This window comes from Cellulosimicrobium sp. Marseille-Q8652, from assembly GCF_965112045.1.
Genome location: NZ_CBCOPS010000002.1, coordinates 1,975,746 through 1,999,043 on the forward strand (window position 1 = coordinate 1,975,746; position 23,298 = coordinate 1,999,043).

The following is a 23,298-nucleotide window of genomic DNA, read 5'->3' on the forward strand; positions in this document are numbered from 1 at the left end:
TCACACCCTCGTGTGCCGGTTGAGCGTGACGACCGAGGAGATGGCCGCCAGCAGGAACGCGATGCCGACGAGGACCGGCGCGATGGCCAGGACGTCCGTCTCGTCGACGTAGGCCACCCACGTGACCGACTGCGACAGCCAGTCCGTCACGAGGTACTTGACCCCGACCCAGAGCCCCCCGACGGCGAGCAGCGCGCCGAAGACGGCCGCGATCGCCCCCTCGAGCAGGAACGGGAGCTGGATGAAGAGGTTGGACGCGCCCACGAGGCGCATGATCCCCGTCTCCCGGCGCCGGCTGAGCGCGGAGAGCCGGATCGTCGTCGTGATGAGCAGGACCGCCGCGAGCAGCATGACCGCCGCGAGCCCGGCGGAGAGCAGGGACGCCCGGTTGAGCGCGAGGAACAGCGAGTCGAAGATGCGGCGCTGGTCCTCGACCACCTCGACGCCCGGCCGTCCCGTGACGACGTCGTTCACGACCTCGTAGTTCTCCGGGTTGGTGAGCTTGAGCCGGAACGAGGCCTGCATGTCCTCGACCGTGAGCTCGGTGCCGAGGTAGCCGTCGGGGTAGCGCTCCGTGAACGCCTCGAAGGCGTCGTCCTTGGACTCGAAGTACACCGTCTGGATCTCGTCGCCGAGCTCGGCCTCGAACACGTCCTCGAGGGCGGCGATCTGCTCAGGGCTGGCCTCCCCGGCCGCGCACGTCGGCTCCGGCGAGCCGACGGGGCAGAGGAAGACGGAGACCTCGACCTTGTCGTACCAGTCGTCCTTGAGCTTGTCGATCTGCGTCTGCAGGAGCATGGACGCCCCGACGAACGTCAGCGACACGAACGTCACGAGCACCACGGAGACCGTCATGGACAGGTTGCGTCGCAGGCCCTGGCCGATCTCGGTGAGGATGAACTGGAGGCGCACGCCGCTCACTCCCCCGCCGCGGCCTCGGCGTGCCGCCGGGCCTTCAGGGCGCTCTCGCGGCGGACGACGACGCTCGTCGGGGCGGACGCGGGCGCGCCGCCCGGCGCTGCACCGGTGGTCCCCGTGACGGGGTCGGGGTCGCCGAGCGGTGGCTCGGGCACCCCTTCGGGCGCGTCCTGCGCGGGCGGGACCGTCGGGTCGGGGATCACCTGGCCGCGCGCGCCGTACGCGCCGTGCGCCTGGTCGCGCACGAGCGACCCGGTGTCGAGCTCGAGCACGCGCTTGCGCATCTGGTTGACGATCTCCTCGTCGTGCGTCGCCATGACGACCGTGGTGCCGGTGCGGTTGATCCGGTCCAGCAGGCGCATGATGCCGAGCGACGTCGTGGGGTCGAGGTTCCCGGTCGGCTCGTCGGCGAGCAGGATCGGCGGTCGGTTGACCATCGCGCGGGCGATCGCGACACGCTGCTGCTCGCCCCCGGACAGCTCGTGCGGACGTCGCTTCTCCTTGCCCTTGAGCCCGACCATCTCGAGCGTCTCCGGCACCGTGATCGCGATCGTGTGCCGCGGCGTCCCGATGACCTGGAGCGCGAACGCGACGTTCTCGAAGACCGTCTTGTTCGGCAGGAGCCGGAAGTCCTGGAACACGACCCCGATCTGGCGCCGCAGGTGCGGCACCTTCCAGGACGACAGGCGACCGAGGTCGCGGCCCGCGACGAAGACCTTGCCCTTCGTGGGCCGCTCCTCGCGCAGGATGAGGTGCAGGCACGTCGACTTCCCGGAGCCGGACGCGCCGACGAGGAAGACGAACTCGCCGCGCCGGACCTCCAGGGACACGTCGTCGACCGCGGGCCTCGCGCCGCGCGCGTAGACCTTGGAGACGTTCTCGAAGCGGATCACGGCAGGCACAACTCTCGGGTCAGGGAGCGAATCGCGTTCGCCGGACGATCGAGAGTAGGCACGGCCGCACGAGCGTCCGCGGCGGACACGCCGCGGTCACGCGCATCTGATCGTTGCCCGAGTCACCCGCTGGACGGGTGGACGGCGTGGTCAGGCGTCGACCTGAGCCCCGCGCCGCCAGCGGATCCCGGCCTCGATGAAGTCGTCGATGTCGCCGTCGAACACCGCGGACGGGTTGCCGACCTCGTGCTCCGTGCGCAGGTCCTTGACCATCTGGTACGGCTGCAGCACGTACGAGCGCATCTGGTCGCCCCAGCTCGCCTTGATGTCGCCCGCGAGCTCCTTCTTCTTCGCGCTCTCCTCCTCCTGGCGCACGAGCAGCAGGCGGGACTGGAGCACGCGCAGCGCGGCGGCGCGGTTCTGGATCTGCGACTTCTCGTTCTGCATCGACACGACGATGCCCGTCGGGATGTGCGTCATGCGCACCGCCGAGTCGGTCGTGTTGACGGACTGACCACCCGGGCCCGACGAGCGGAACACGTCGACCTTGATCTCCGACTCGGGGATCTCGATCGAGTCGGTCTGCTCGATGAGCGGGATGACCTCGACGGCCGCGAACGACGTCTGCCGGCGACCCTGGTTGTCGAAGGGCGAGATGCGCACGAGGCGGTGCGTGCCCGCCTCGACCGAGAGGTGCCCGAACGCGTAGGGCGCCTTGACCTCGAACGTCGCCGACTTCAGGCCTGCCTCCTCCGCGTAGGAGGTGTCGAGCACGGTCGTCGGGTAGCCGTGGCGCTCGGCCCAGCGCAGGTACATGCGCAGGAGCATCTCGGCGAAGTCCGCGGCGTCCACGCCGCCGGCGCCCGAGCGGATCGTCACGACGGCCTCGCGCGCGTCGTACTCGCCGGCGAGGAGCGTCCGCACCTCGAGCTGGTCGAGGTCCTTGCGGATCGCGGCGATCTCCCCCTCGGCCTCCTCCAGGGCGGCGGCGAGGTCCGGGTCGTCACCCATCTCCTGACCCATCTCGACGAGGGTCTCGACGTCGTCGATGCGCTGGCCGAGGCTCCGCACACGCTCCAGCTCGCCCTGCGCGGAGGAGAGCGCGGACGTGACCTTCTGCGCCGCGTCCGGGTCGTCCCACAGGTCGGGCGCCGACGCCTTCTCGGACAGGTCGGCGATCTTCGCGCGCAGGACCTCCGGGTCGCTCACGCTCTCGATGGACTGGAGCGTGCTGCGCAGCGCCTTGATCTCGGCGGGAAAGTCGATGGTGGCCACGAGGTTCAAGGTTACGCGACCTCGCGGGCGCGGGTCGCCGCCTGGCGTCCGGTGATGGGCGTAGGTGCCCGACGGCGACCGGCACTCAGGCCGTCGGGTCGCCCTTCCCCGGTGCTCCCGAGGTCGGCGCCGGCTGCTCCGGCGACGTCGCGGGAGCGGCGCCCGCCGCGGCGCCGCCGGCCGCGGCCTGGCGTCCCTCGTCGCGCGCCTTCGCGAGCAGGTTCTCGAGCCGCCTGCGCCGGCGGCGGCGCTCGTCGCGGATGCCGAGGAACAGGACGAGCAGGATCGCGAGCAGCAGGAGCTGCGGCAGCGGGACCGCCCACGTGGTGACGGTCGTGGTGACCGGCTCGAGGGGAGCGTCGATCTCGTCCTCCGCGACCGCGACGGGCGTGACGGTGACCGTGGTGGTGACGGGGCCGAGCGGCCAGACCTGGTCGATCTCGACCGTGCGGCTCAGCGACCCGCCCGGGAGGATCTCGGCGATCGGCTCCGCCGCGGCGTCCTGCGTCGCGAGCCCGAAGAGCGCCGACGTCTCGACGGAGCTGTCGGCGCCGAGGCGGATGTTGCCGTCGTTCACGACGTCGTAGGAGACGCGCACCGAACCCGGCGCGAACGGGTTCCACGACGGTTCGTACGAGGCGCTGACGTCGGGCACCGTGAGCGTGGGCTGGACCTCGCCCGTCACCCGCGTCATGACGCGGAAGCCGACGCGGCTCGTCACGCCGACGCTGTTGCCCCCCTCGTCGGTCCCGGCGCTGCTCACCGAGGCCGCGATGCCCGCGGGGTGGTCGCCGGGGGTCGCGTTGTCGGGCACGGTGACGGTGTACGGCACGACGACCGTCTCGCCCGGGCCGACCTCGACGTCCTCCTGGACCGTGATCCACGTGCCGGCGTCGACGGACTCCCGGTCGGCGGGGAGCATGTTGAAACGACCCTTGTCGGTCAGGTACCCGTCGGCGGCCACCAGGGCGAACGTCGCCGCGACGTCGCCGAAGTTCGTCACGGCGAGGTGCTCGTCGACGGTCGCGCCGGGGTCCACCGTCTGCTCGACCCAGCGTCGCCCGTCGGGCCCGTCCGCGTCCGCGGGCGCCACGCTCCACGTGACGGTGTCCTCGACGTCGCGCGGCACGGTCGCGCCGACGTCCGCCGACGGGTTCGCGAGCGCCGGGCCGACGGGCAGGAGCGCGACGGCGAGCGCGGCGAGGGTCGCCGCGGCGCGGCGACGGGTCCTCACGGCGCGTGCGACGACGCGGTCTCGCTCGGGGACGGGGCGTGCGGGGACGGTTCGTGCAGGGCTCACGGGGAAGTGCCTTCTCGGTGCTGGGATCATGCGAACGGCGGGCCGGTGCTCCGCTCGGCACGTGGCCGACAGGAGACCCGACCCGCCGTCGCTCAGGCGGTGCGTGCCCGGTCAGCGACCGGGCTGCCGGTGGTCAGCCGACGCTCACTCGAAGAGGGAGAGCGTGATGGTCGACGAGTAGTCGCCACCCTCGACGTCCTCGGCGGTGCGCAGCGTGAGGTCCGCGTTCGCGCTCCACGAGCCCTCGGGGTTGACCTCGGCCGAGTCGAAGGTCGAGACGAGGAGCTCCTGGTCGACGAGGCCGACGTTGTTGAACTCGTCGTCGTCACCCTCGAGCGCCGGGTCGACCGGCTCGCCGGCCTCGACCAGGCCGGTCTCGCCGCCGTCCTCGAGCTGGGGCGCCCAGCCGAGGTTCTCGGCGCCGATGGGCTCCTGGCCCTCGGTGCCCGTGAAGTCGGTGGCCTGACCGAGGACGTACCACGCGGCACCCTCGGGGACCTCCTCGGCCGTGCGGGTGTCGGTCACCGTGACGGTCGGCAGGGTGCCCGTGAACTCGCGGGTCCCCTCGACCGTCGTGTCGACCTCGCTCAGCGACGTCGAGTCGGCGGCCACGCTGAACGCGAGGTTGCCCGGCTCGACGGTCGACTCGATCGAGACGGAGACCTCGACGTCGGTGGTGTCGCCCGGGTCGGCCGACGCGGCCGACGACAGAGCGACCGTGCCGATGAGCATCGCACCGAGGGCACCCCCGGCGACGAGCTGCTTCCTTGCTCGTGCATTCATGTTGTTGATCTCCATCGTTGGAGTGGTGTTGTCGGACCGGATCACCATAACGGTGAACCACGCGGTTGCACAGGGAAGGACATGGGTGGTCGACCAAAGTTAAGAAAGTGAACGAAGAGGTGGGCGATCGCTCGCGCACCCTTGCGCACTGTCCTTCCCTGATCGTTCGTCGTCGAACGGGTCGACGGCTACCACGCCCTTGCGCGTGACTCCGCACGCACGATGATGCCATCTGACCAGAGCTGAGTCACCCAGCTGACCATCGCGGGTCGCGCGACGGCGACGAGCGAGACCTCCGCGGTGCGGCCGTCGGGGGTCGACGAAGCCACCACGCGCACGTCGTGGAGACCGGCGACGGCGTCGGGGTGACGCTCCAGGTACTCCTGGACGTCCGACCTGATGTCCGCGTCCGAGAGCGTGAGGACGGCACCCTCCTCGGGCCGGACCGCGTCGCCGAGGTAGAAGGTCTCGTGGGTCATCGAGTCCGCCGCCGTCAGGGCGAGCGCGTCGGCGAGGTCGAACAGGCGCTTGCGCTCGAGGTGCACCTGCGTCGCGCTGACGACGACCGTCACGAGCAGCAGCGCGAACGCCACGAACGCCGACGTGAGGAGCGTGACCTGGCCGCTCTCCCGGTCGCCGGCGACGACGCCGGCCGACCTCCCGGCGCCCGGGACGGTCGCGCGGAGCGCACGCCGTGGCAGGGCCGCCGGCATCTGCCGCCACTGCGCGCGCCCTCTCACGGTCGCCTCGCGGCGTACTCGTCCACCGCCGCCACGTAGCGCGCCTCGACGGGCACGGCCAGGGGCACGGCGTCCCGGACGAACGCCGGGACGAGGGGCAGCGGGACCTCGACCCGGACGTGGGCGGCGACCTCGCTCCCGGGCTCGAGGCACGGTTGCGCGGAGCACGTCACCGTGAGGGCGGCCGCGGGGTCGACGTCCGAGAACCCCTGGTCACCGAGGGCGATCCTGACGGCCGTGACCGCGCGCGACGCGCCGTCGGCGCTCGACGGCGCAGTGACGAACGCGCGGGCCGCCTCCCGGGCCGAACCCTCCACGGCGAACGTCGCCGCCTGCACCCTGCCCAGCGTGAGCACGAGATACAGGACGGGGACGAGCAGCACGAGCGCGACACCGAGGAACTCCACGACGGCGTTGCCGCGCTCCACGAGATCGTCGGCAGCGCGGCGCCGGCCGACCGCGCGGCCGACCACGGCGCCCAGCGCGCGACGGACCCCGCGCACCGCTCCACGGACCGGTGCGCCCACCGTCGACAGCGGCGACCGCGTCGACCGCCTCACGAGCCCTCCTCGAGCGCGTGCCCCTCGACCGTGATCGCTCCCGACGGACCGAGCAGGCCGACCACGGGCAGCGGCGCCGAGACCGTCACCTCGACGACCGCCAACCCGTCGAGCGTGGTCGCCCGGGCCGTCACGTCCTGCGCGTAGCGCTGCGACAACGACGCGGCGACGAGCTCTCTCGTCCGGGCGACGCCGTCGGCAGGGCTCCGGTCCGAGCGTCCCGCGAGCCTCGCTCCCTCCGCTGCGCAGTCGACGAGGGTCGACCGCACGTGCACCGCGAGAGCCACCTGCACCACTCCCAGGAACAGGACCAGCACGAGGATCGAGACGAGGGTGAAATCCACGACGGCGGACCCGCGCTCACCACGCCGCGCCCGGGCGACGGGCCCCGATGCCGGCGCACACCGCCGGCGTGGCACGTACCGACGGGGTGGCCAGGATCGCTGGGCCGGCGAGAACCGCGACACGGTCAGGGTCCGCTGACGCTGCTGATCGCCTCGCTGAACGCGGCCGTGAGCGCCGGTCCTGCCACCGCCCAGAGCGCGATGACCAGACCCGCGGTCATGAGCGTGATGAGCACCCAGCCCGGGACGTCGCCGCGCTCTGCGTCGCTCCCCGACAACCGCCGGACCGCTCGCCGGGCGACGGCGGACGGTGCTCCTGCGACCCTGCTGACGAACCCCTGCATCTCGTGCCCTCCTTCGCGGCGACCGCGTCTCGGTCGTCCGTTCGTCCCACCGTGCGCCGTCGTCCGTGCGGCGCCCTCCGCCCGGCGTCCCGGTCCGTCCGGTCCGCCGTCCCGTGCTGGTCAGAAGCCGATCCGCAGCGTCGCGACGGAGGGGAAGACGGCGAACACGACGGTCACGGGCAGGATGAGGAACACGACCGGGACCATCATGAGCACCTCCTTGCGCCCTCCGGACTCCATGAGCGACCGACGACCCGTCTCGCGGACGTCCTGCGCCTGGGCACGCAGGACCTCCGCGAGTGGCGTCCCGCGCTCCACGGCGACGGCCACGCCCTCGGCGAACCGCGTCAGGCTCGCGAGAGACGTCCGGTCGGCCAGCTGCTCGAGCGCCCGCGTGAGCGGGGTGCCAGCACGCACCGACGCGAGCGTCGTCGCGAGCTCGGCCGAGAGCTCGCCACGGGCCGTCGTGGCGACCCGCTCCAACGCGGCCACGGGGCCCTCGCCCGCGCTCACCGCGAGGGCGAGCAGCTCGGCCACCGTCGGGAACTCCGCCAGCATGCGCTCCTCGCGCCGCCGGACCGCGCGCGCGAGGTGCTGGTCGCACGCCAGGACCCCGCCCACACCGCACAGCAGGGCGAGCAGCAGGAGCGCGACGACCGAGGACCCGCGCGTCGCGGCGAGCAGCACCGCGAGCAGGGTGCCGCCCGCCAGCCCGAGAACGCCCCACACGAGCTGGCGCGCGCGGAACTGGTCGACGCTCTCGCGTCGACCTGCCCGGTCGAGCCGACGCCGGATCTCGGCCCGCGTGGAGCCGAGCCTGTCGAACGCCCGTCCCGCGTCCGCGAGCCACGGCGCGAGGAGGCGCTCGAGCGTCGGGAACGGCGTGCGCACCGGCTGGTCCCGCAGCAGCGCCGAGGTCGCGTCGTGCGTGCGCAGGTACGGCGCGAGCCGCTCGTCGAGCCGGATGGCCCGACCACGCACCCCCGACGCGACCAGGAGGATGCCGAGGCCGGCGAGCGCCCCGACGGCAGCACCGGCCCAGGAGACGTCGGAGGCGGTCATCGCAGGACCCTCTCCTCCTCCGGCAGCCGGCCGATCCGCAGCATGAGCTGGTACGCGACGACCGTGCACGCCGCGCCACCGGCGAGGACGAGCGCCCCGGTCACCGAGTTGTACGCCGCGGCGGTCTCGGGGCGGGTCGCGAGGAAGGCGAGGACCACCCACGGTCCCGCCACGGCGAGGCGCGCGCCGTTGATCGTCCACGACTGGCGCGCCTCGAGCTCGCCGCGCGTCCGCGCGTCCTCCCGGAGGAACGCCGACAGGGTGCGCAGGAGCCGTCCGAGATCCGTCCCGCCGACGTCGCGGGTGAGGCGCAACGCCTCGACGATGCGGTCGGCCACGGGGTCCGCGAGGCGCCCCTTGAGGGCGTCCAGGCAGTCACCGAACCGCCCGCTCGCGCGGTAGTCCTGCGCGAAGAGCAGGAACGGCCCCCGCAGCTCGGCGGGACCCCGGTCACCGAGCTGGCCGACGGCCTCGGGCAGCGACAGACCCGCGCGCACGCCCGACGCCAGGTGGTCCACGACCTCCGGCCACACGTCGCGGAGCCGTGCGCGCCGCCGTCGCGCGCGGGACCGGACGAGCACGGCGGGCGCCGAGGCGGCGATCAGGGCGAAGCAGGCCGCGATGGTCAGCGACCGCGTCAGGACGCCGGCCACGAGGACGACGACGAGGCAGACCCCGACGCTGCTGACGACGAGCGCGCCCGGCGTGACCGACGGCGCTCCGGCCTGGACGAGCAGGTCCTGCGTCCGGGCGTACCAGCCGTCGTCACGACGCGGGCGACGTGGCGCGGGTTCCCAGCACGACCACCACACGCAGAAGAGCCCCGCACCGAGCAGCAGACCGACGACGACGCCCACGTCAGCGCACCCCCGACCACGCGGCGTCGTGCAGCGCGCCGGGCTCGTCGGGTCGCGGGTGGCGCAGCACCGCACCGAGATCGATCCCCGCCCGGGCGAAACGGTCGACGGCGGGCGGGTACCCGTCCGCACGCACCAGACGATCGCCCGACCGCACGAACAGCTCCGACGTCTCGACGACCCCTTCCTCGACCCGGCCGGGGACCCCGAGGATCTCGCGGACCCGCCGCCGACCGTCCACGTCGACGCCGAGGTGGACGACGACGTCGATCGCCGACGCGACGGTCGGCACGACGAACCGGTCCGACACGTTCTCACCCGCGAGCAGGGGCAGCGTGCACATCTTGGCGAGAGCCTCGCGGGCGGAGTTGGCGTGGATCGTGCACGCGCCCGGAACTCCAGCGTTGAGGGCGATCAGCAGGTCGAAGCTCTCCGCCTCCCGGACCTCGCCGATGACGATGCGGTCGGGGCGCATGCGCAGCGCCTCCTTCACGAGGCGACGAAGCGGGATCTCGCCCGTCCCCTCGAGGCTCGGCTGGCGGCACTGCATCGACACCAGGTCGCGCACGGCGAACCGCAGCTCGAAGACCTCCTCGCACGTGACGACGCGCTGCGTCGGGGGGATGGAGCCGGCGAGCGCGTTGAGCATCGTCGTCTTGCCCGCCTGGGTCGCCCCCGCGACGAGGATGTTGAGTCCCGCGCGCACGGCGGCGTCGAGGAACGCCGCGGCCTGCGCGGTGAGCGACCCGAGGCGCACCAGGTCGTCGAGGTGCGCCGCCCGGACCACGTGCTTGCGGATGTTGACGGCGAGGTCGGCCCGGGTGACGTCGGGGATGACCACGTGGAGGCGTTCCCCGCCGGGCAGCGCGGCGTCGACGAACGGGCTCGACAGGTCGAGCCGCCTGCCGGACGAGCGCAGCATCTGCTCGACGAGGTCGCGCACCTGCTGACGCGTGAGGATCGTCGTCGTCAGCTCCGACTCGCCGCCGCGCGCGACGAACACCTGGTGCGGTGCGTTGATCCAGATCTCCTCGATCTCGGGGTCGTCGAGGTACTGCTGGAGCGGCCCGAGCCCGGCGACGGCGTCGACCACCGCGCGGCCGGCACCGGTCGGGTCGACGATCGGGGCGACGGCCCCGATCGCGCTGCGGGTCTCGTAGTCGGCGATCGCGTCGCGGACGAGCCGGTCGACCGCGGCCCGGTCCCGCGCCGGGTCGACCCCGCGGCGCCGGACGAGCTCGCGCACCTCGCTCTCGAGCACGGCGATGCCGTGCGCGTCGACTGACATCCGAGCGTCCCCCGCTCCCCCTGCCCGGCAGCCGTTGCCGCGCACCGATCGAACTGCGCCAGAGAGTAGGGCATGTCGGACGCTTCCGGCAGACCCCCTGTGGACAGGGCAGCGTGAGCCGCGGAATCCCGCCGTTCCCCCTGGGCGCACCGCACCGCGCGTCCCACATCCTGGGCGCGGGGCGGCCCAGTAGGGTCGGCGCATGACTCCCCCGACCGGCTCCCTCCCGCCCGGCCGCTGGCAGGACGCCGCCCGCGCGACGGGGCTCCTGCGCGCCGACGGCACGGTCGCGTCGACGATCTTCGCCGAGATGACCGAGCTCGCGCGGCGCACGGGCGCGATCAACCTGGGGCAGGGCTTCCCCGACGTCGACGGCCCTGCGACGGTCAAGCACGCGGCGCAGCGCGCGATCGACGAGGGGCACAACCAGTACCCGCCGGGGCCCGGGATCCTCGAGCTGCGCAACGCGATCGCGGCTCACCAGTACCGCCACTACGGGCTCGACCCCGACCCGGACACCGAGGTGCTCGTGACCACCGGCGCGACGGAGGCGATCGCCGCGACGGTCCTCGCGCTCGCGGGGCCGGGCGACGACGTCGTGACGCTCGAGCCGTTCTACGACTCCCACGCGGCGAGCATCGCCCTCGCCGGGGCGCGCCACGTCACGGTGCCGCTCGTCCCGGGCGCCGACCGGTTCCACCTCGACGTCGAGGCCCTGCGCGACGCCGTCACCGACCGCACGCGCCTCATCCTCGTCAACACCCCGCACAACCCGACGGGCACGGTGCTGACGCTCGACGAGCTCGACGCGATCGCCGCCGTCGCGCGCCGTCACGACGCCGTCGTCGTCACCGACGAGGTCTACGAGCACCTGACGTTCGACGACACCGAGCACGTGCCGATCGCGACGCTCCCCGGGATGCGGGACCGCACGATCACCATCTCGTCGGCGGGCAAGACGTTCTCGTTCACCGGCTGGAAGATCGGCTGGCTGCACGGCCCGGCGCCGCTCGTCACCGCGGTGCGCACGGTCAAGCAGTTCCTCACCTACACGTCGGGCGCGCCGTTCCAGCCCGCGATCGCCGACGCGCTGTCCGACGACGAGACGCCCCGCGCCCTCGCCGACTCGCTCTCCGCGCGCCGCGACCTGCTGTGCGCGGGCCTCGTCGCAGCGGGGTTCGAGGTCCTCGTACCGCAGGGCACCTACTTCGTCGTGGCCGACGGCGCCCCGCTGGGCTTCGACGACGGCGTCGCCCTGTGCCGGGCGCTCCCCGGGCTCGCGGGCGTCGTGGGCGTCCCGGTGAGCGCGTTCTGCACGCCCGGCTCGACGACGGCCCGCGCTCTCGCCTCGCGCGTCCGCTTCACGTTCGTCAAGAGGGAGGACGTGCTCCACGAGGCGGTCGGCCGCCTGGCCCGCCTCGACGCGACGCGTCGGCCCTGAGGTGGGTCAGCCGCACACCCCGGGCAGCAGCGTCTCCTCCGGGGTGGGCTCCGCGGGCGCGGTGCCCGGGTCGGTCGTCCCGGGGTCGGTCCCGCCGTCGGCGGGCGGCTGCCCGGCGTCGGCCGGAGGCTGACCGCCGTCGGCCGGGGGCTCCGTGCCGGTGCCCGGGTCCTGCGCCCCGTCGCCCGTCGTCGCGTCGTCGCGCGGGTCGGCGGGCGCCTCGTGGCCCGGCGGCGGCGCGTCCGCGATGAGGCGCTGCCAGATGGCGTCCGCCTCCGCGGTCCACTCGACGCGGTACTGCTGACGCTGCGAGTCGACCACGGGGAGCTCGGTGAACACGACCTCGGACGGGTTGATGTTCCGCAGGCTGAACGCCAGCCCGGCGAGCGCCGTCGGGTCCGCGATGGTCTGGTCGGCGCTGATCGAGCTGAGCACGGCCTGGATCATGCCGTAGAGCTGCGGCGAGTTGGTGATGAGGTCCTTCGACAGGACCTCCCGGACGGCCGAGTCGATGAATGCCTGCTGGCGCTGGATGCGGGCGAGGTCGCTGCCCATCTCGAGGCCCATGCCCTGGCCCTTGCGCGCGCGCAGGAACTCGATGGACGTCCGGCCGTCGAGGTCGTGCTGGCCGGCGGGGATGTTCAGGGCGGGCGAGTGGACCCCGCCCACGACGTCCTCGGGGAAGCACATCGTCACGCCGCCGATGGCGTCGACGACGCCGATGACGCCGGACATCTTCACGACGACGTGGTTCGTGATGGGGACGCCGGTGAGCGCCTGGACGGTCGTGATGGTGCACGCGGCGGCGTGGTCGAGGTCGTCGACCCCGCCGGAGCCGATCTCGAACGCGGAGTTGAACATGCCGAACTGGGGCGAGGACATCGACCCGTCGGGCAGGGTGCACGCCGGGATCTCGACGAGCGAGTCGCGCGGGATCGAGACGACCTCCATGCGCGTGCGGTCCCCCGACACGTGCGCGATGAACGTCGTGTCGGAGCGCATCCCCTCCTCCTCGCCGGCGAGCGCCGCGTTCTCGGCGTCGCGGTAGTCGGTGCCCATGACGAGGATGTTGAGGGCTCGGCCGGCGAAGGGGTCGTCGGGGTCCTTCGGCGGCTCGACGGTCGGTCCGCCCACCACGAGGTCGGAGACGTCGCTCACCGTGATCTTCGACTTGAGGTCGACGTAGACGGCCGCGGCACCGACGGCGGCGAAGCTCAGGGCACCGGTGACGACCAGGCCGACGACCCGCGCGACGCGGTGGGAGGCGAGCCTGCGGGCGTGGTGCGGGCCACCCGATGCGCGGGGCGCTGTCGGCTCGGAAGATCTGGGCACCCCCTGAGGGTAGGGCCAGCACGGGGAGGCATGCGCGCGACGTCTCGCCGAACCGGTGAAGAGGACGCGAAGACGACGCCGCGGGGCGCCGTCGGACGATGCCCGACGACGCCCCGCGGGGGCGAGGAACGATCGCGCGTCAGCGGGTCGCGGCCACCCCGAGGTCCGGGTGGTCGGTGAAGAACCCGTCCATCCCGGCGTCGAGGAACCGGCGGATCTCTCCCGCGAGGTCGCCGTGCGCCGCGGGGTCGGTGCTCGAGCGGAACTCGGCCGGGAGGAACTGGTTCTCGGCGCGGAACGTCCACCCGTGCACCTCGAGGCCCGCACGGTGGGCGTCCCGGATGACGCCGGTGGGCTCGCCCAGGGTGCCGTCGGCGCGGCGCGGGATCATGACGTTCTTCTCGAGCCCGACGCCGTCGGCGTAGCGGGCGATGTCACGCAGCCCGGAGCGCGTCACGAGGTCGGCGTAGGTGCGCGGGTCGCCGGCGGCGACGAGGTCGTACGGGGCGCCGGCGCTGCTGACGAGCTGGGCGAGGTCGACCTTCGTCATCCGGTCGAGCTCGCGCAGGTTGGAGGTCTCGAAGGACTGGACGATCACCGGGGCCTTCTTCGAGTCGAGACCCGCGTCGCGCAGCGCCGCGACGAGCGGCTCCTCGAGCGACAGCCCGATCGAGTCGAAGTACGTCGGGTGCTTGGTCTCCGGGTACACGCCGACCTGCTCGCCGTCGCACGTCTCGGAGTGGCGGGCGAGGTCGAGGACCTCCGCGAGCGTCGGGACCGGGTAGAGGCCGTCGAACGCGGTGTTGCCCGGCCGGACGGCGGGGATGCGCTCCTTGGCGCGCAGCGTGCGCAGCTCGGCGAGGGTGAAGTCCTCCGTGAACCACCCGGTGAGGCTCACGCCGTCGATCACCTTGGTCGTGCGGCGGTCGGCGAACTCGGCTCGCGCGCCGACGTCCGTCGTGCCGCCGATCTCGTTCTCGTGCCGCGCGACGAGCACGCCGTCCTTCGTGGAGACCACGTCCGGCTCGATGTAGTCGGCGCACTGCTGGATGGCGAGCTCGTAGGCGGCGAGCGTGTGCTCCGGGCGGTAGCCGCTCGCGCCGCGGTGCGCGACGACCGTGACGTCGTCGGTGGCGACCTTCTCGCGGCGCAGCTCGACGACGGCCAGCTCCGTGTCGTCGGGCGTGCCGGGGACGCGCGCGTCGTTGCCCGGGTAGTTGTTGTCGTTGCCGATGAGCAGGCGCCCGTCGCGGAGCTGGACCACGGTCTCGAACGACTGCACGGGGAGCGCGAACGGGGCGCCCGTGCCGTAGCCGTCGCCGGCACCGATGCCGTGCGGGTTGGCGATCTTCAGCGCGTCGAGCACGAGCTCCTTCTCCAGGTTCCCGGCCCGGTCGCGCTCGCTCAGGTCGACGCGGTACACGCGCTTGATGACGGACTGCTCGCCCTCGAAGTCGTCGCGCTCGACGAGGAGCAGCTCGTCCTTGCCCACGAGGAAGGCGTCGCCCACGACGTTCGCGTCGGTGTCGACGCGGTAGGTCCACGTGCGGTCCGTGTAGCGGCCCGCACGGGTGTCGAACTGCCGCACGACGCGGTCGCGCGGGTCGTCGCCGAGCAGCGCGCCCTCGAGCACCGGGTAGAGGTAGCGGCCGTCGCGCGAGCCGGCGAGCGCCTCGAAGCCGCGGCTCGACCCGACGCGCGGCGTCTCGCCCGGCGCGAGGTACGGGTTGGCGGGTGACTTGCCGTCGGGGGACGGGACGGGTGCGGACAGGACCTTGCCGGTCGCGTCGACGTGCACGAGGAACGGCCCGAACTCCTCGCCGATCCAGAAGCTGCCGTCCTTCGCGCGCACGACGGACTCGATGTCGAGGTCGGCCCCCGTGAGGAGCCGCTCGTCGGTGTCCTCGTGGACGATCGCGAAGTCGAGCCGGTGGTCGGGGTCGCGCAGCGAGATGTGCTCGCCGACCTCGATCTCCCCCGCCCCGCCGCGCGCCGTCTCCCAGTGCGGCGTCACCCGGTACAGGCGCAGGAGGAAGTCGGCCGAGTTGCCCTTGGCGCCGAAGCCGTTGTCCGGCTGGGCCCAGAACGTGCCGTCGCCGTTGTCGACCGTCGCCGAGAAGCCGGGGATGACCTGCCCGGCGAACGGGCCCTGCCGGCCGTTGGCCGGCGTCACGAGAGCACCCGACGGCGGCCCCTCCTCGAGGTGGTCCGCCGACAGGGTGGCGCGGGCGACCAGGGTGGGGACGGTCGTCCAGGTGCGGCCGGGGCCTTGCCCGCCGCTGTGCCCGCCGACCTGCCCGTCGGAGCCCTGGCTCCGCGCTGCGTCGGAGGGGGCGCCCGGGGCCGGTGCGGCGCTGGCGGTCACGGGGAGGAGGAGCGTCGCGGCGACCGTGGCGGCGACGACCTTGAGCACGGCTGTGGGTCTCATGAGGACAGCAGAACGCCGCCGGGCGTCGTCCGCATGTCCTGCGGGCGACGCGGCGACGACGACTCGGTGGCCGCCGGGTGACGACCTCAGACCGGCGTGTGCCAGCCGCCCTTGCGGAACGCGGGCGTGGCGAGCCCGAGCACGAGCAGCGAGGCGACGACGGCGCCGAGCATGACCGTCGCCATGGCGACCGCGTCGCCCCCGAGGACGCCGACGAGCGGGCTCACGAGACCCGCCACGCCCGACTGGAACGCGCCGATGACCGCGGCGGCGGTGCCCGCGATCTCGCCGTGGCGCGAGAGCGCGAGCGCGGACGCGTTCGCCGGGATCAGCCCCTGCAACGAGAGCACGAGGAAGAGGGCCACGAGGATCCCGCCGAGGCCGCCCGCGCCGGACACGGCGACGACGACGAGCCCGACCGCGAAGACGCCCTGCACGACGAGCGCCGTGCGCAGGAGCCGGATCGGCGCGACGCGCCGCACGAGGGACGCGTTGAGCTGCGCGGACAGCACGAGCCCGATGCCGTTGACCGCGAACAGGGCGGCGAACTGCCCGTGGCTGAGCCCGTAGCCCTCCTGGAGCACGAAGGGCGAGCCCACGACGTAGCTCATGAGGACCGCCTGCCCGAGACCCGGCAGGACCGCGAGCGCGACGAAGTGCCGGTCGCGCAGGAGGCTGCCGTACCCGCGCAGCACGGTCCGGGCGCCCGCCGGGCGACGGCGTTCGAGGGGCAGGGACTCCGGCATCCAGAGCGCGACGATCGCGGCGAGCACGATCCCGCCCAGCGCGAGCACCCAGAACACGGCCCGCCACGACGCGTGCGCCCCGATGAAGGAGCCGATCGACGGCGCGAGGAGCGGTGCGAGGCCGATGACGAGCATGAGCCGCGAGAGGACGCGCGCGGCGTCGGACCCGGTGAACCGGTCACGGATCGCGGCGATCGCGACGACCGAGGCGGACGCGTTGAAGAACCCCTGCAGGACGCGCAGCGCGATGAGCATGCCGATGTTCGGCGCGAGCGCGCACAGCAGCGACGTCACGACGTGCAGGGTCAGGCCCACCATCACCGGCAGGCGGCGGCCGTACCGGTCGGAGAGCGGGCCGATGACGAGCTGTCCGACCGCGCCGCCGACGAGCATGCCCGACAGCGTGAGCTGCGCGAGCGAGTCCGGGGCCCCGAGCTCGGCGCCGACCTCCGGCAGGAGCGGCAGGTACATGTCGACGGTGAGCGCGGGGAGGGTCGCGAGCGCGCCGAGCAGCAGGACCCAGCGTGCGGAGGACCTCGGTCGGGGCATGGCGGGCTCGACCGAGGGGGTGGGCATGGTCGATATCGTATCGATTCGATCACGATGTGGTCGCCTCGGGCGACGTGATTCCGCTCTCCCCCACGTGCTGTGCGTCGGCCCGCACGTCTGTGGGCGCCGTGCGGCACCCTGGAGGCATGTGCGGACGCTACGCCTCCTTCCGGGACGCCCAGGACCTCGCCGACGAGTTCGCCGTCGCCGACGTGGCCGACGACGCCCGGCTCCTGCCCCCGTCGTGGAACCTGGCGCCCACGGACCCGGTGCGCATCGTCGTCGAGCGCGCCGCGAAGGACACGGGCGAGGTCCGGCGCTCGCTGCGCGTCGCGCGCTGGGGACTCGTCCCCTCGTGGTCGAAGAGCCCCGCGGGCGGCGCCCGCATGATCAACGCGCGGGCTGAGACCATCCTCGACAAGCCCGCGTTCGCGAAGCCGTTCGGCGTCCGCCGCTGCCTCGTCCCCGCGGACGGCTACTACGAGTGGCGGCCCCTGCCCGACGGCGCGTCCCCGGCGGGCGACGAGTCCCGGCCCCGGCGGGGCAGGACCCCGAAGCAGCCGTACTACATCGAGCCCGGTGAGGGCCGCGGTGCCGCGTTCGCCGGGCTCTACGAGTTCTGGCGCGACCGCACCAAGGCCGACGACGACCCCGACCGCTGGCTCGTGTCCACGACGATCGTCACGACCGACGCCGCCCCGTACCTCGCCGAGATCCACGACCGCATGCCGCTCGTGCTGCCCCCGGACGCATGGGACGCCTGGCTCGACCCGGCCGTCGACGCGAAGGGCGCGGCGGACCTCCTCGGCCTCGGCGGCCCGCACGACGACGTGCCGATGGTGGCGCGCGAGGTCTCGACCCTCGTCAACGCGGTGACGAACGACGGTCCCGGACTGCTCGCGACGGTCTGAGCGGTCAGCCCCGGTACGCCCACTGCAGCCGGACCGGCTCGACCGTGCCGAGGCCCTGGACCTCGCGCTCCGGCTGTGCGGTGAGCGCGAACCGCTGGTCGCGCGCGAGCATGCCCGCGGTGTCGCGGTCGACGAGCACCGTCGTCGGGTCCGCGATGTCCACGAGGCGGGCCGCGAGGTTCACGCTCGGCCCGAACACGTCGCCGAACCGCGAGAGCACCCTGCCCCACACGAGGCTCACGCGGACCGGCGGGACGTCGACGTCCTCCTCCCGGCCACCGGCCGCCGCCAGGCCGAGCGCGACGCGCGCGCCCGTCGCCACGTCGTCCGCGACGTAGAGGACCGCGTCCCCGATCGTCTTGACGACCCGGCCGCCGGCGGCCGTGATGACGTCGCGCGCGCTGGTCTCGAAGAGCTGCACGAACTCGGCGAGCTCGCTCGAGCCGAGGCCGCGCGTGCGCTGCGTGAACGACACGATGTCCGCGAACCCCACGGCGCGCGGCAGCGGCAGGGCGTGCTCGTCGACGGCCGTGTCGCGCGCCTGGGAGAACTCGACGGCGAACCGCCCCGCGACGGCGGCGAGCTGGCGCCTCCACGCGTGCAGGAGCTGCTCCTCGAGCACCGGCGCCAGGTCCGGCAGGCGGTCGAGGACGAGCAGCCGTGCGCTCGTGTCGTCGAGGTCGAACCGGCGCGTGAGGTGCTCCACGAGGGCCTCGACCTGCCACAGGACGAGGCGCTCCGTCGTGTGGCCCGTGGAGCGGATGAGCGTCGTCAGGGCGCGCTCGTCGAGCTGCTCGGCCTCGGCGAACGCGAAGACGTCCGCGAGCGCCTCGGCGTCGAGCTCGGTGAACGCACGCTCCTCGCCCTCCGTGATCGGCAGCCCGAGGGCCTGCCAGTAGGCGCGGAGCCGCGCCTCGTCGACCCCCGCGCGCTGCGCGAGGCGCTCGGCCGTGAGCGTGCGGGGCCCGCCGAGGAGCGCCTCGTCGAGGACGGCCTCGGTGGCCGCGCCGCCGGTGTCGTCGGCACCGGCGCGGGCATCGGCACCGGCCGCGGCACCGAGGCCCGCGTCAGCAGCATCGGCATCGGCGGCGGCGGCGATGCCCGAGGCGTGCGCGGGGGTGCTCCCCGTGCCGGACGGGCGCGTCTCGTCGTCGTTCCGGACTGCGGCGTCGTCGTTCTCCTCGGGCACCCCGCGATCCTACGACCTGCCGAGGCCCGGGTCCGGGGGTCCCCGGGACGGGGTCAGGAGCGCGTCAGGGCTGCGGCCGCAGGTGGTGGACGTCGCCGCTGCGCTGGACGCTCGTGGTGCCGTCCTCGTGGCGGAGGACGAGCCCGCCGTCGGGGGCGAGCCCGGTCGCCGTGCCCACGAGGTCGTCCCCGCCGACCCGCTCGACGCGCACGCGGGTGCCGATGGTCGTGCAGACCCGGACGAGGTCGGCGTCGAGCCCGGCGAGGCCCGCGTCCCCGCCGGCGTCCCGCCACCGGACCACGACCTCGTGGAACGCCTCCTCGAGCGCGACGAGGAGCACCTCGCGGTCGGTCGTCGCGGCACCGGCGAGGGCGAGCGACGTCGCGGTCGGCACGGGCAGCTCGTCCCGCGTCTGCGTCACGTTGAGCCCGACGCCCACGACGACGCCGCCGTCGGGGAGCACCTCCGCGAGGATCCCGGCGACCTTGCGCAGCGGTCTCGTCGTGCCGGCGCCCGGGTCCGGCACGAGCACGTCGTTGGGCCACTTGACGACGGCGTCGACGCCCGCCGTCGCACGCAGCGCGCGGACCGTCGCCAGGCCGGCGAGCAGCGGCAGCCAGCTCAGCGCCTCGCGCGGCACGTCGGGCCGCAGGAGCAGCGAGCCGAGGAGCGCGGCGCGGGGCGGCGTCGTCCACGAGCGCCCGAGCCGGCCCCGGCCGACGCCCTGGTGCTCCGCGACGAGCAGCGCCGGCGCGGGCCACGCGCCCGGGTCCGCGGCGACGGCCCGCGCGAGCTCGGCGTTCGTCGACGTCGACTCCTCGACGACCTCGAGCCGCGCGAGCGGGCCCGCGGGCCGGACGAGCAGCTCGCGCAGGAACTCCGCCCGCAGCGCGGGCCGCGCCGGGTCGCCGGGCCGGTCCTCGCCGTCGGGCACGCTCACCATGCCGCCCATCCTGCACCACCGGCCGATCCCGGCACGCCGAGCCGTCGGGCGGGGCCGGCGGACGACGCGACGCTTGTCGACATCCACCAACGTCGCGCCCCACCGCGCTGGCGAGGACCGCATCGAGGTGGTCCGACCCACCAACTAGGCTCGACGTCGTGACCGAACCTGCCACGACGACCGACGCGCCCGTGACGACCGCGGACGGCGACGCCTCCCGCCTCACCGGGACGGCCGCGAAGCTCGCCGACCTGGACCGCCGGCGCGCCGAGGCGACGGCCGTCCCCGAGGAGGCGGCGCGCGAGAAGCAGCACGCGCGCGGCAAGAAGACGGCGCGCGAGCGGATCGACGCCCTGCTCGACGAGGGCAGCTTCGTCGAGCTCGACGCGTTCGCGAAGCACCGCTCGGTCAACTTCGGCCTGGAGAAGAAGCGGCTCGCGGGCGACGGCGTCGTCGTCGGTCACGGGACGATCGACGGGCGCCAGGTCTGCGTCTACAGCCAGGACTTCACGGTGTTCGGCGGGAGCCTCGGCGAGGTGCACGGCCAGAAGATCACCAAGGTGCAGGACCTCGCGCTGCGCACGGGCGTCCCGCTGATCGGCATCAGCGACGGCGGTGGTGCGCGCATCCAGGAGGGCGTCGCTGCGCTCACGCAGTTCGCGGAGATCTTCCGGCGCAACGTCGCGTCGTCGGGCGTGATCCCGCAGATCTCGCTGATCCTCGGCCCGAGCGCGGGCGGTGCCGTGTACTCCCCCGCGCTGACGGACTTCATCGTCATGGCGGACAAGACGTCGAACATGTTCATCACGGGCCCGGACGTCATCCGTGCGGTGACGGGCGAGGACGTGGGCTTCGAGGAGCTGGGCGGTGCGCTGACGCACAACTCGACGTCGGGCGTCGCGCACTACATGGGCACGGACGAGGACGACGCGATCGACTACGTGCGCCACCTCGTCTCCTACCTGCCGCAGAACAACCTCTCGGACGCGCCGTCGTTCCCGCCGGAGGACACGGAGCTGGAGGTGACCGACGAGGACCTCGAGCTCGACGCGCTGGTCCCCGACTCCGACTCCCAGCCCTACGACATGCGCACGGTGATCGAGCACGTGCTCGACGAGGGCGCGTTCCTCGAGGTGCAGCCGCTGTTCGCGAAGAACGTCGTGGTCGGGTTCGGGCACGTCGAGGGCCAGTCGGTGGGCGTCGTCGCGAACCAGCCGCTGTCGATGGCCGGGACGCTCGACATCGACGCCGCGGAGAAGGCGGCGCGGTTCGTGCGCACGTGCGACGCGTTCAACATCCCCGTCCTCACGCTCGTCGACGTGCCGGGCTTCCTCCCGGGCGTCGACCAGGAGCACCAGGGCATCATCCGCCGGGGCGCGAAGCTCATCTACGCGTACGCCGAGGCCACTGTCCCGCTCGTCACCGTCATCACGCGCAAGGCGTACGGCGGCGCGTACATCGTCATGGGGTCCAAGCAGCTCGGCGCGGACGTCAACCTCGCGTGGCCGACGGCGCAGGTCGCCGTCATGGGCGCGGGGGGCGCGGTGAACATCCTGCAGCGCGCCGCGCTCAAGCGGGCGGCCGAGGCGGGCGAGGACGTGGAGGCGGAGCGCGCGCGGCTCGTCACGGAGTACGAGGACGCGATCGTCAACCCGTGGGACGCCGCGGAGCGTGGCTACGTCGACGCGGTGATCCGGCCGTCGGAGACGCGCGTGCAGGTCGTGCGCGCGCTGCGGGCGCTGCGCACCAAGCGCGCGAGCCTGCCCCCGAAGAAGCACGGGAACATCCCGCTGTGAGCGCCGGGACGCACGATCAGGCACGCACGACGGGGAGGGAGCGCGCATGAGCCACGAGGACGCGACGCACGGGCCGGCCCCGCTGGGGTCGGTCGACCCGGCGCCGATGCACGCCGCGGTCGACGCCCTCGCGGCGGCGCTGCACGAGTACGTCGGGGCGGCGGTCGGCGTGCGCGCCGAGTTCGGCGCGCACGAGGCCGACGAGGACCCGCGCATCCTCGCGCTCGAGGAGCGGGTCGGGACGCTCAACGCGCGCCTGTTCGACGCGCTGCACGGGTCGCTCGGCATGCACCCCGACCTCACGTCGTCGGTGTGGGAGCCCGAGGAGGGCGCGGAGGACGCTGCGCCGCGGGACGAGACGTCGCGCGACGAGGTGGCGGAGGAGTTCTACCTCGGGTTCGTCGTCGCACCGCCGGCGGGGACGACGGACGTCGGTCTCGACGACGTGGTCGGCCTCCTCGACGACGCCGGCTCCGCCGTGGTCGCGCGGCTCGTGGACTCGGGCTTCGACGTCGTGGAGTGGACGGCGTCGCGCGGCGACGCGCTCGACGACCTGGACGACGAGGACGACGGGACGGAGGGCGGCCGGTGACCGAGGAGCGCGGTGCCAGCGTGCGCGTCGTGCGCGGCACGCCCGACGAGGTCGAGGTCGCGGCGCTGGTCGCGGGCCTCGCGGCCGCTGCGGCGGCGTCGGACCTGCCCGACGACGTCGCACCCGTCGAGGAGTGGACCAACCGCGTCCGCGGGCTGCGCGGCACCGGGGCCGGGGCGACGGCGAAGAGCTTCGGCGGCCGGTCGGGCCGCCACAACGCGGACGCGTGGCGCTGGAGCCTGCACTCGTGAGCGCCGGCGCGCGCATCCGCCGGCTGCCCGTGCGATCGGTCCTGGTCGAGCTCCCGGCGTCCCCGGACGCGGTGGAGACCGACCCGACGTCGCTCCCCGCGCCCGACCGGGTCGCCGCCTGGCGGCGCTGGGGCTGGGCGGTCGCGTTCGTCCCGACGGTCGCCCTCATCGTCTACCAGCGCCTCGCGGTCGGCCGCGACTGGCCCGTGCCCGAGGCCGTCGTCGTCGCCGCGACGATCGGGCTGGCCGTGACCGCGCTCCTCGCGCTCGTGCGCTACCTGGACGACCGCGGCGCGGCCGCGGTCGGACGGGGACGTCGGGCGCTGCTCGACGCACCGGTCCGCGCGACGGGCACGTTCACGCCCACGGGCCCGGTGCCGGGCAGCGGCACGGACGCTCGACGCGACGCCGAGCCGTCGCCGTCGGCACGACCGACGGACGCTCCCGTCGCCGGCCTTCTCACCGTGACCCCCGCGTCGGGCGACACCTTCTCCCGGCCGGTGCGCGTCGTCGTGCCGGCGGGGGTCGTCGGCCCGCGCGCAGGCGACCCGCTCGCCGTCTGGCACGCTCGGGACGACGAGGACGCCACGGGCGTCCTGCTCGTGCGCTACCACCGGGACTGGGCGGACGACCTCCTCGCCGCGCTGGGGACGCCTGACAGGGACGACGACGCGCACACGGCCGGGCACGAGGCGCCGCCGGACCAGGGCCCCGGCGCCTGACCACCTGCAGGCAGCCGGGCCGGCGCGAGTAGGC

Annotated in this window: 23 protein-coding genes; 6 read left to right on the top strand and 17 right to left on the bottom strand. The window is 73.8% G+C overall.

From position 1 onward, the window contains the following. The 12 genes from ftsX to ACWPWV_RS18975 all read right to left on the bottom strand — a co-directional run bounded on the left by ftsX (position 1) and on the right by ACWPWV_RS18975 (position 10,364). A complete protein-coding gene (gene ftsX, locus ACWPWV_RS18920; RefSeq protein ID WP_454044426.1) occupies positions 1-912 on the bottom strand; it encodes a permease-like cell division protein FtsX in 912 nt (303 codons plus the stop codon). A gap of 5 nt (positions 913-917) precedes the next feature. Next, a complete protein-coding gene (gene ftsE, locus ACWPWV_RS18925; RefSeq protein WP_454044427.1) occupies positions 918-1,811 on the bottom strand; it encodes a cell division ATP-binding protein FtsE in 894 nt (297 codons plus the stop codon). A 150-nt stretch (positions 1,812-1,961) separates the two neighbouring features. Next, on the bottom strand, positions 1,962-3,086 hold the full coding sequence (gene prfB, locus ACWPWV_RS18930) for a peptide chain release factor 2 (RefSeq protein WP_454044428.1): 1,125 nt from the start codon (positions 3,084-3,086) through the stop codon (positions 1,962-1,964). Positions 3,087-3,171: 85 nt separating this feature from the next. Continuing rightward, on the bottom strand, positions 3,172-4,386 hold the full coding sequence (locus ACWPWV_RS18935; protein WP_454044429.1) for a hypothetical protein: 1,215 nt from the start codon (positions 4,384-4,386) through the stop codon (positions 3,172-3,174). 144 nt (positions 4,387-4,530) lie between these two features. Further along, positions 4,531-5,184 (bottom strand): hypothetical protein, encoded by a 654-nt coding sequence (locus tag ACWPWV_RS18940; RefSeq protein WP_454044430.1) that lies wholly within the window; start codon positions 5,182-5,184, stop codon positions 4,531-4,533. Positions 5,185-5,357: 173 nt separating this feature from the next. Further along, positions 5,358-5,909, bottom strand: coding sequence for a pilus assembly protein TadG-related protein (locus ACWPWV_RS18945; protein WP_454044431.1), 552 nt, complete (start codon positions 5,907-5,909; stop codon positions 5,358-5,360). Next, the gene (locus ACWPWV_RS18950) at positions 5,906-6,469 is read right to left on the bottom strand and encodes a pilus assembly protein (RefSeq protein ID WP_454044432.1); all 564 of its coding nucleotides are present in this window, start codon (positions 6,467-6,469) and stop codon (positions 5,906-5,908) included. The genes ACWPWV_RS18945 and ACWPWV_RS18950 overlap by 4 nt, the downstream gene beginning before the upstream one ends. After that, the gene (locus ACWPWV_RS18955) at positions 6,466-6,813 is read right to left on the bottom strand and encodes a TadE/TadG family type IV pilus assembly protein (RefSeq protein ID WP_454044433.1); all 348 of its coding nucleotides are present in this window, start codon (positions 6,811-6,813) and stop codon (positions 6,466-6,468) included. The genes ACWPWV_RS18950 and ACWPWV_RS18955 overlap by 4 nt, the downstream gene beginning before the upstream one ends. Before the next feature lie 125 nt (positions 6,814-6,938). After that, positions 6,939-7,157, bottom strand: coding sequence for a hypothetical protein (locus tag ACWPWV_RS18960; protein WP_454044434.1), 219 nt, complete (start codon positions 7,155-7,157; stop codon positions 6,939-6,941). A gap of 120 nt (positions 7,158-7,277) precedes the next feature. Then, complete coding sequence (locus ACWPWV_RS18965; RefSeq protein WP_454044435.1) at positions 7,278-8,219, bottom strand: type II secretion system F family protein; 942 nt, start codon at positions 8,217-8,219, stop codon at positions 7,278-7,280. Beyond that, the gene (locus tag ACWPWV_RS18970) at positions 8,216-9,076 is read right to left on the bottom strand and encodes a type II secretion system F family protein (RefSeq protein WP_454044436.1); all 861 of its coding nucleotides are present in this window, start codon (positions 9,074-9,076) and stop codon (positions 8,216-8,218) included. Before ACWPWV_RS18970 ends, ACWPWV_RS18965 begins: the two co-directional genes overlap by 4 nt. A 1-nt stretch (position 9,077) precedes the next feature. Beyond that, positions 9,078-10,364, bottom strand: coding sequence for a CpaF family protein (locus ACWPWV_RS18975; RefSeq protein ID WP_454044437.1), 1,287 nt, complete (start codon positions 10,362-10,364; stop codon positions 9,078-9,080). Positions 10,365-10,566: 202 nt separating this feature from the next. On the opposite strand from ACWPWV_RS18975, the gene ACWPWV_RS18980 reads away from it, so the two are divergent. Continuing rightward, the gene (locus ACWPWV_RS18980; protein ID WP_454044438.1) at positions 10,567-11,805 is read left to right on the top strand and encodes a pyridoxal phosphate-dependent aminotransferase; all 1,239 of its coding nucleotides are present in this window, start codon (positions 10,567-10,569) and stop codon (positions 11,803-11,805) included. A 6-nt stretch (positions 11,806-11,811) separates the two neighbouring features. Here ACWPWV_RS18980 and ACWPWV_RS18985 read toward each other — a convergent pair whose 3' ends face one another. From ACWPWV_RS18985 to ACWPWV_RS18995, 3 genes are all read right to left on the bottom strand, one after another. Then, positions 11,812-13,137: an LCP family glycopolymer transferase gene (locus tag ACWPWV_RS18985; protein ID WP_454044439.1), complete on the bottom strand. Its 1,326-nt coding sequence runs from the start codon at positions 13,135-13,137 to the stop codon at positions 11,812-11,814. A 139-nt stretch (positions 13,138-13,276) separates the two neighbouring features. Then, complete coding sequence (locus ACWPWV_RS18990) at positions 13,277-15,565, bottom strand: esterase-like activity of phytase family protein (RefSeq protein WP_454044440.1); 2,289 nt, start codon at positions 15,563-15,565, stop codon at positions 13,277-13,279. An 86-nt stretch (positions 15,566-15,651) separates the two neighbouring features. Next, a complete protein-coding gene (locus ACWPWV_RS18995) occupies positions 15,652-16,887 on the bottom strand; it encodes a multidrug effflux MFS transporter (RefSeq protein WP_454044441.1) in 1,236 nt (411 codons plus the stop codon). A gap of 119 nt (positions 16,888-17,006) precedes the next feature. On the opposite strand from ACWPWV_RS18995, the gene ACWPWV_RS19000 reads away from it, so the two are divergent. After that, on the top strand, positions 17,007-17,771 hold the full coding sequence (locus ACWPWV_RS19000; RefSeq protein ID WP_454044442.1) for an SOS response-associated peptidase: 765 nt from the start codon (positions 17,007-17,009) through the stop codon (positions 17,769-17,771). Between the two features lie 4 nt (positions 17,772-17,775). Here ACWPWV_RS19000 and ACWPWV_RS19005 read toward each other — a convergent pair whose 3' ends face one another. Together ACWPWV_RS19005 and ACWPWV_RS19010 are read right to left on the bottom strand one after the other, a co-directional pair. Beyond that, positions 17,776-18,960, bottom strand: a complete 1,185-nt coding sequence (locus ACWPWV_RS19005) for an adenylate/guanylate cyclase domain-containing protein (protein WP_454044443.1) — start codon at positions 18,958-18,960, stop codon at positions 17,776-17,778. A 64-nt stretch (positions 18,961-19,024) separates the two neighbouring features. Further along, positions 19,025-19,903: a biotin--[acetyl-CoA-carboxylase] ligase gene (locus tag ACWPWV_RS19010; protein ID WP_454044444.1), complete on the bottom strand. Its 879-nt coding sequence runs from the start codon at positions 19,901-19,903 to the stop codon at positions 19,025-19,027. Positions 19,904-20,094: 191 nt separating this feature from the next. Between ACWPWV_RS19010 and ACWPWV_RS19015 the strand changes: the two genes are divergently transcribed. Genes ACWPWV_RS19015 through ACWPWV_RS19030 form a run of 4 tightly spaced genes read left to right on the top strand, consistent with a single transcriptional unit; the run spans position 20,095 to position 23,264 of the window. Continuing rightward, a complete protein-coding gene (locus tag ACWPWV_RS19015; RefSeq protein WP_454044604.1) occupies positions 20,095-21,699 on the top strand; it encodes an acyl-CoA carboxylase subunit beta in 1,605 nt (534 codons plus the stop codon). Between the two features lie 46 nt (positions 21,700-21,745). Further along, complete coding sequence (locus ACWPWV_RS19020; protein ID WP_454044445.1) at positions 21,746-22,291, top strand: hypothetical protein; 546 nt, start codon at positions 21,746-21,748, stop codon at positions 22,289-22,291. Then, positions 22,288-22,542 (top strand): acyl-CoA carboxylase epsilon subunit, encoded by a 255-nt coding sequence (locus tag ACWPWV_RS19025; protein WP_454044446.1) that lies wholly within the window; start codon positions 22,288-22,290, stop codon positions 22,540-22,542. Before ACWPWV_RS19020 ends, ACWPWV_RS19025 begins: the two co-directional genes overlap by 4 nt. Continuing rightward, the gene (locus ACWPWV_RS19030; protein ID WP_454044447.1) at positions 22,539-23,264 is read left to right on the top strand and encodes a hypothetical protein; all 726 of its coding nucleotides are present in this window, start codon (positions 22,539-22,541) and stop codon (positions 23,262-23,264) included. The genes ACWPWV_RS19025 and ACWPWV_RS19030 overlap by 4 nt, the downstream gene beginning before the upstream one ends. Positions 23,265-23,298 lie beyond the last annotated feature (34 nt).

Excerpts from the sequence above, each read along its gene's own strand:
- ACWPWV_RS18965 (WP_454044435.1), bottom strand. The coding sequence starts at position 8,219 with ATGACCGCCTCCGACGTCTCCTGGGCCGGTGCTGCCGTCGGGGCGCTC.
- ACWPWV_RS18960 (WP_454044434.1), bottom strand. The coding sequence starts at position 7,157 with ATGCAGGGGTTCGTCAGCAGGGTCGCAGGAGCACCGTCCGCCGTCGCC.
- ACWPWV_RS19010 (WP_454044444.1), bottom strand. The coding sequence starts at position 19,903 with ATGGTGAGCGTGCCCGACGGCGAGGACCGGCCCGGCGACCCGGCGCGG.
- ACWPWV_RS18980 (WP_454044438.1), top strand. The coding sequence starts at position 10,567 with ATGACTCCCCCGACCGGCTCCCTCCCGCCCGGCCGCTGGCAGGACGCC.
- ACWPWV_RS18995 (WP_454044441.1), bottom strand. The coding sequence starts at position 16,887 with ATGCCCACCCCCTCGGTCGAGCCCGCCATGCCCCGACCGAGGTCCTCC.
- ACWPWV_RS18940 (WP_454044430.1), bottom strand. The coding sequence starts at position 5,184 with ATGGAGATCAACAACATGAATGCACGAGCAAGGAAGCAGCTCGTCGCC.
- ACWPWV_RS18990 (WP_454044440.1), bottom strand. The coding sequence starts at position 15,565 with ATGAGACCCACAGCCGTGCTCAAGGTCGTCGCCGCCACGGTCGCCGCG.
- ACWPWV_RS18975 (WP_454044437.1), bottom strand. The coding sequence starts at position 10,364 with ATGTCAGTCGACGCGCACGGCATCGCCGTGCTCGAGAGCGAGGTGCGC.
- ACWPWV_RS19020 (WP_454044445.1), top strand. The coding sequence starts at position 21,746 with ATGAGCCACGAGGACGCGACGCACGGGCCGGCCCCGCTGGGGTCGGTC.
- ACWPWV_RS19000 (WP_454044442.1), top strand. The coding sequence starts at position 17,007 with ATGTGCGGACGCTACGCCTCCTTCCGGGACGCCCAGGACCTCGCCGAC.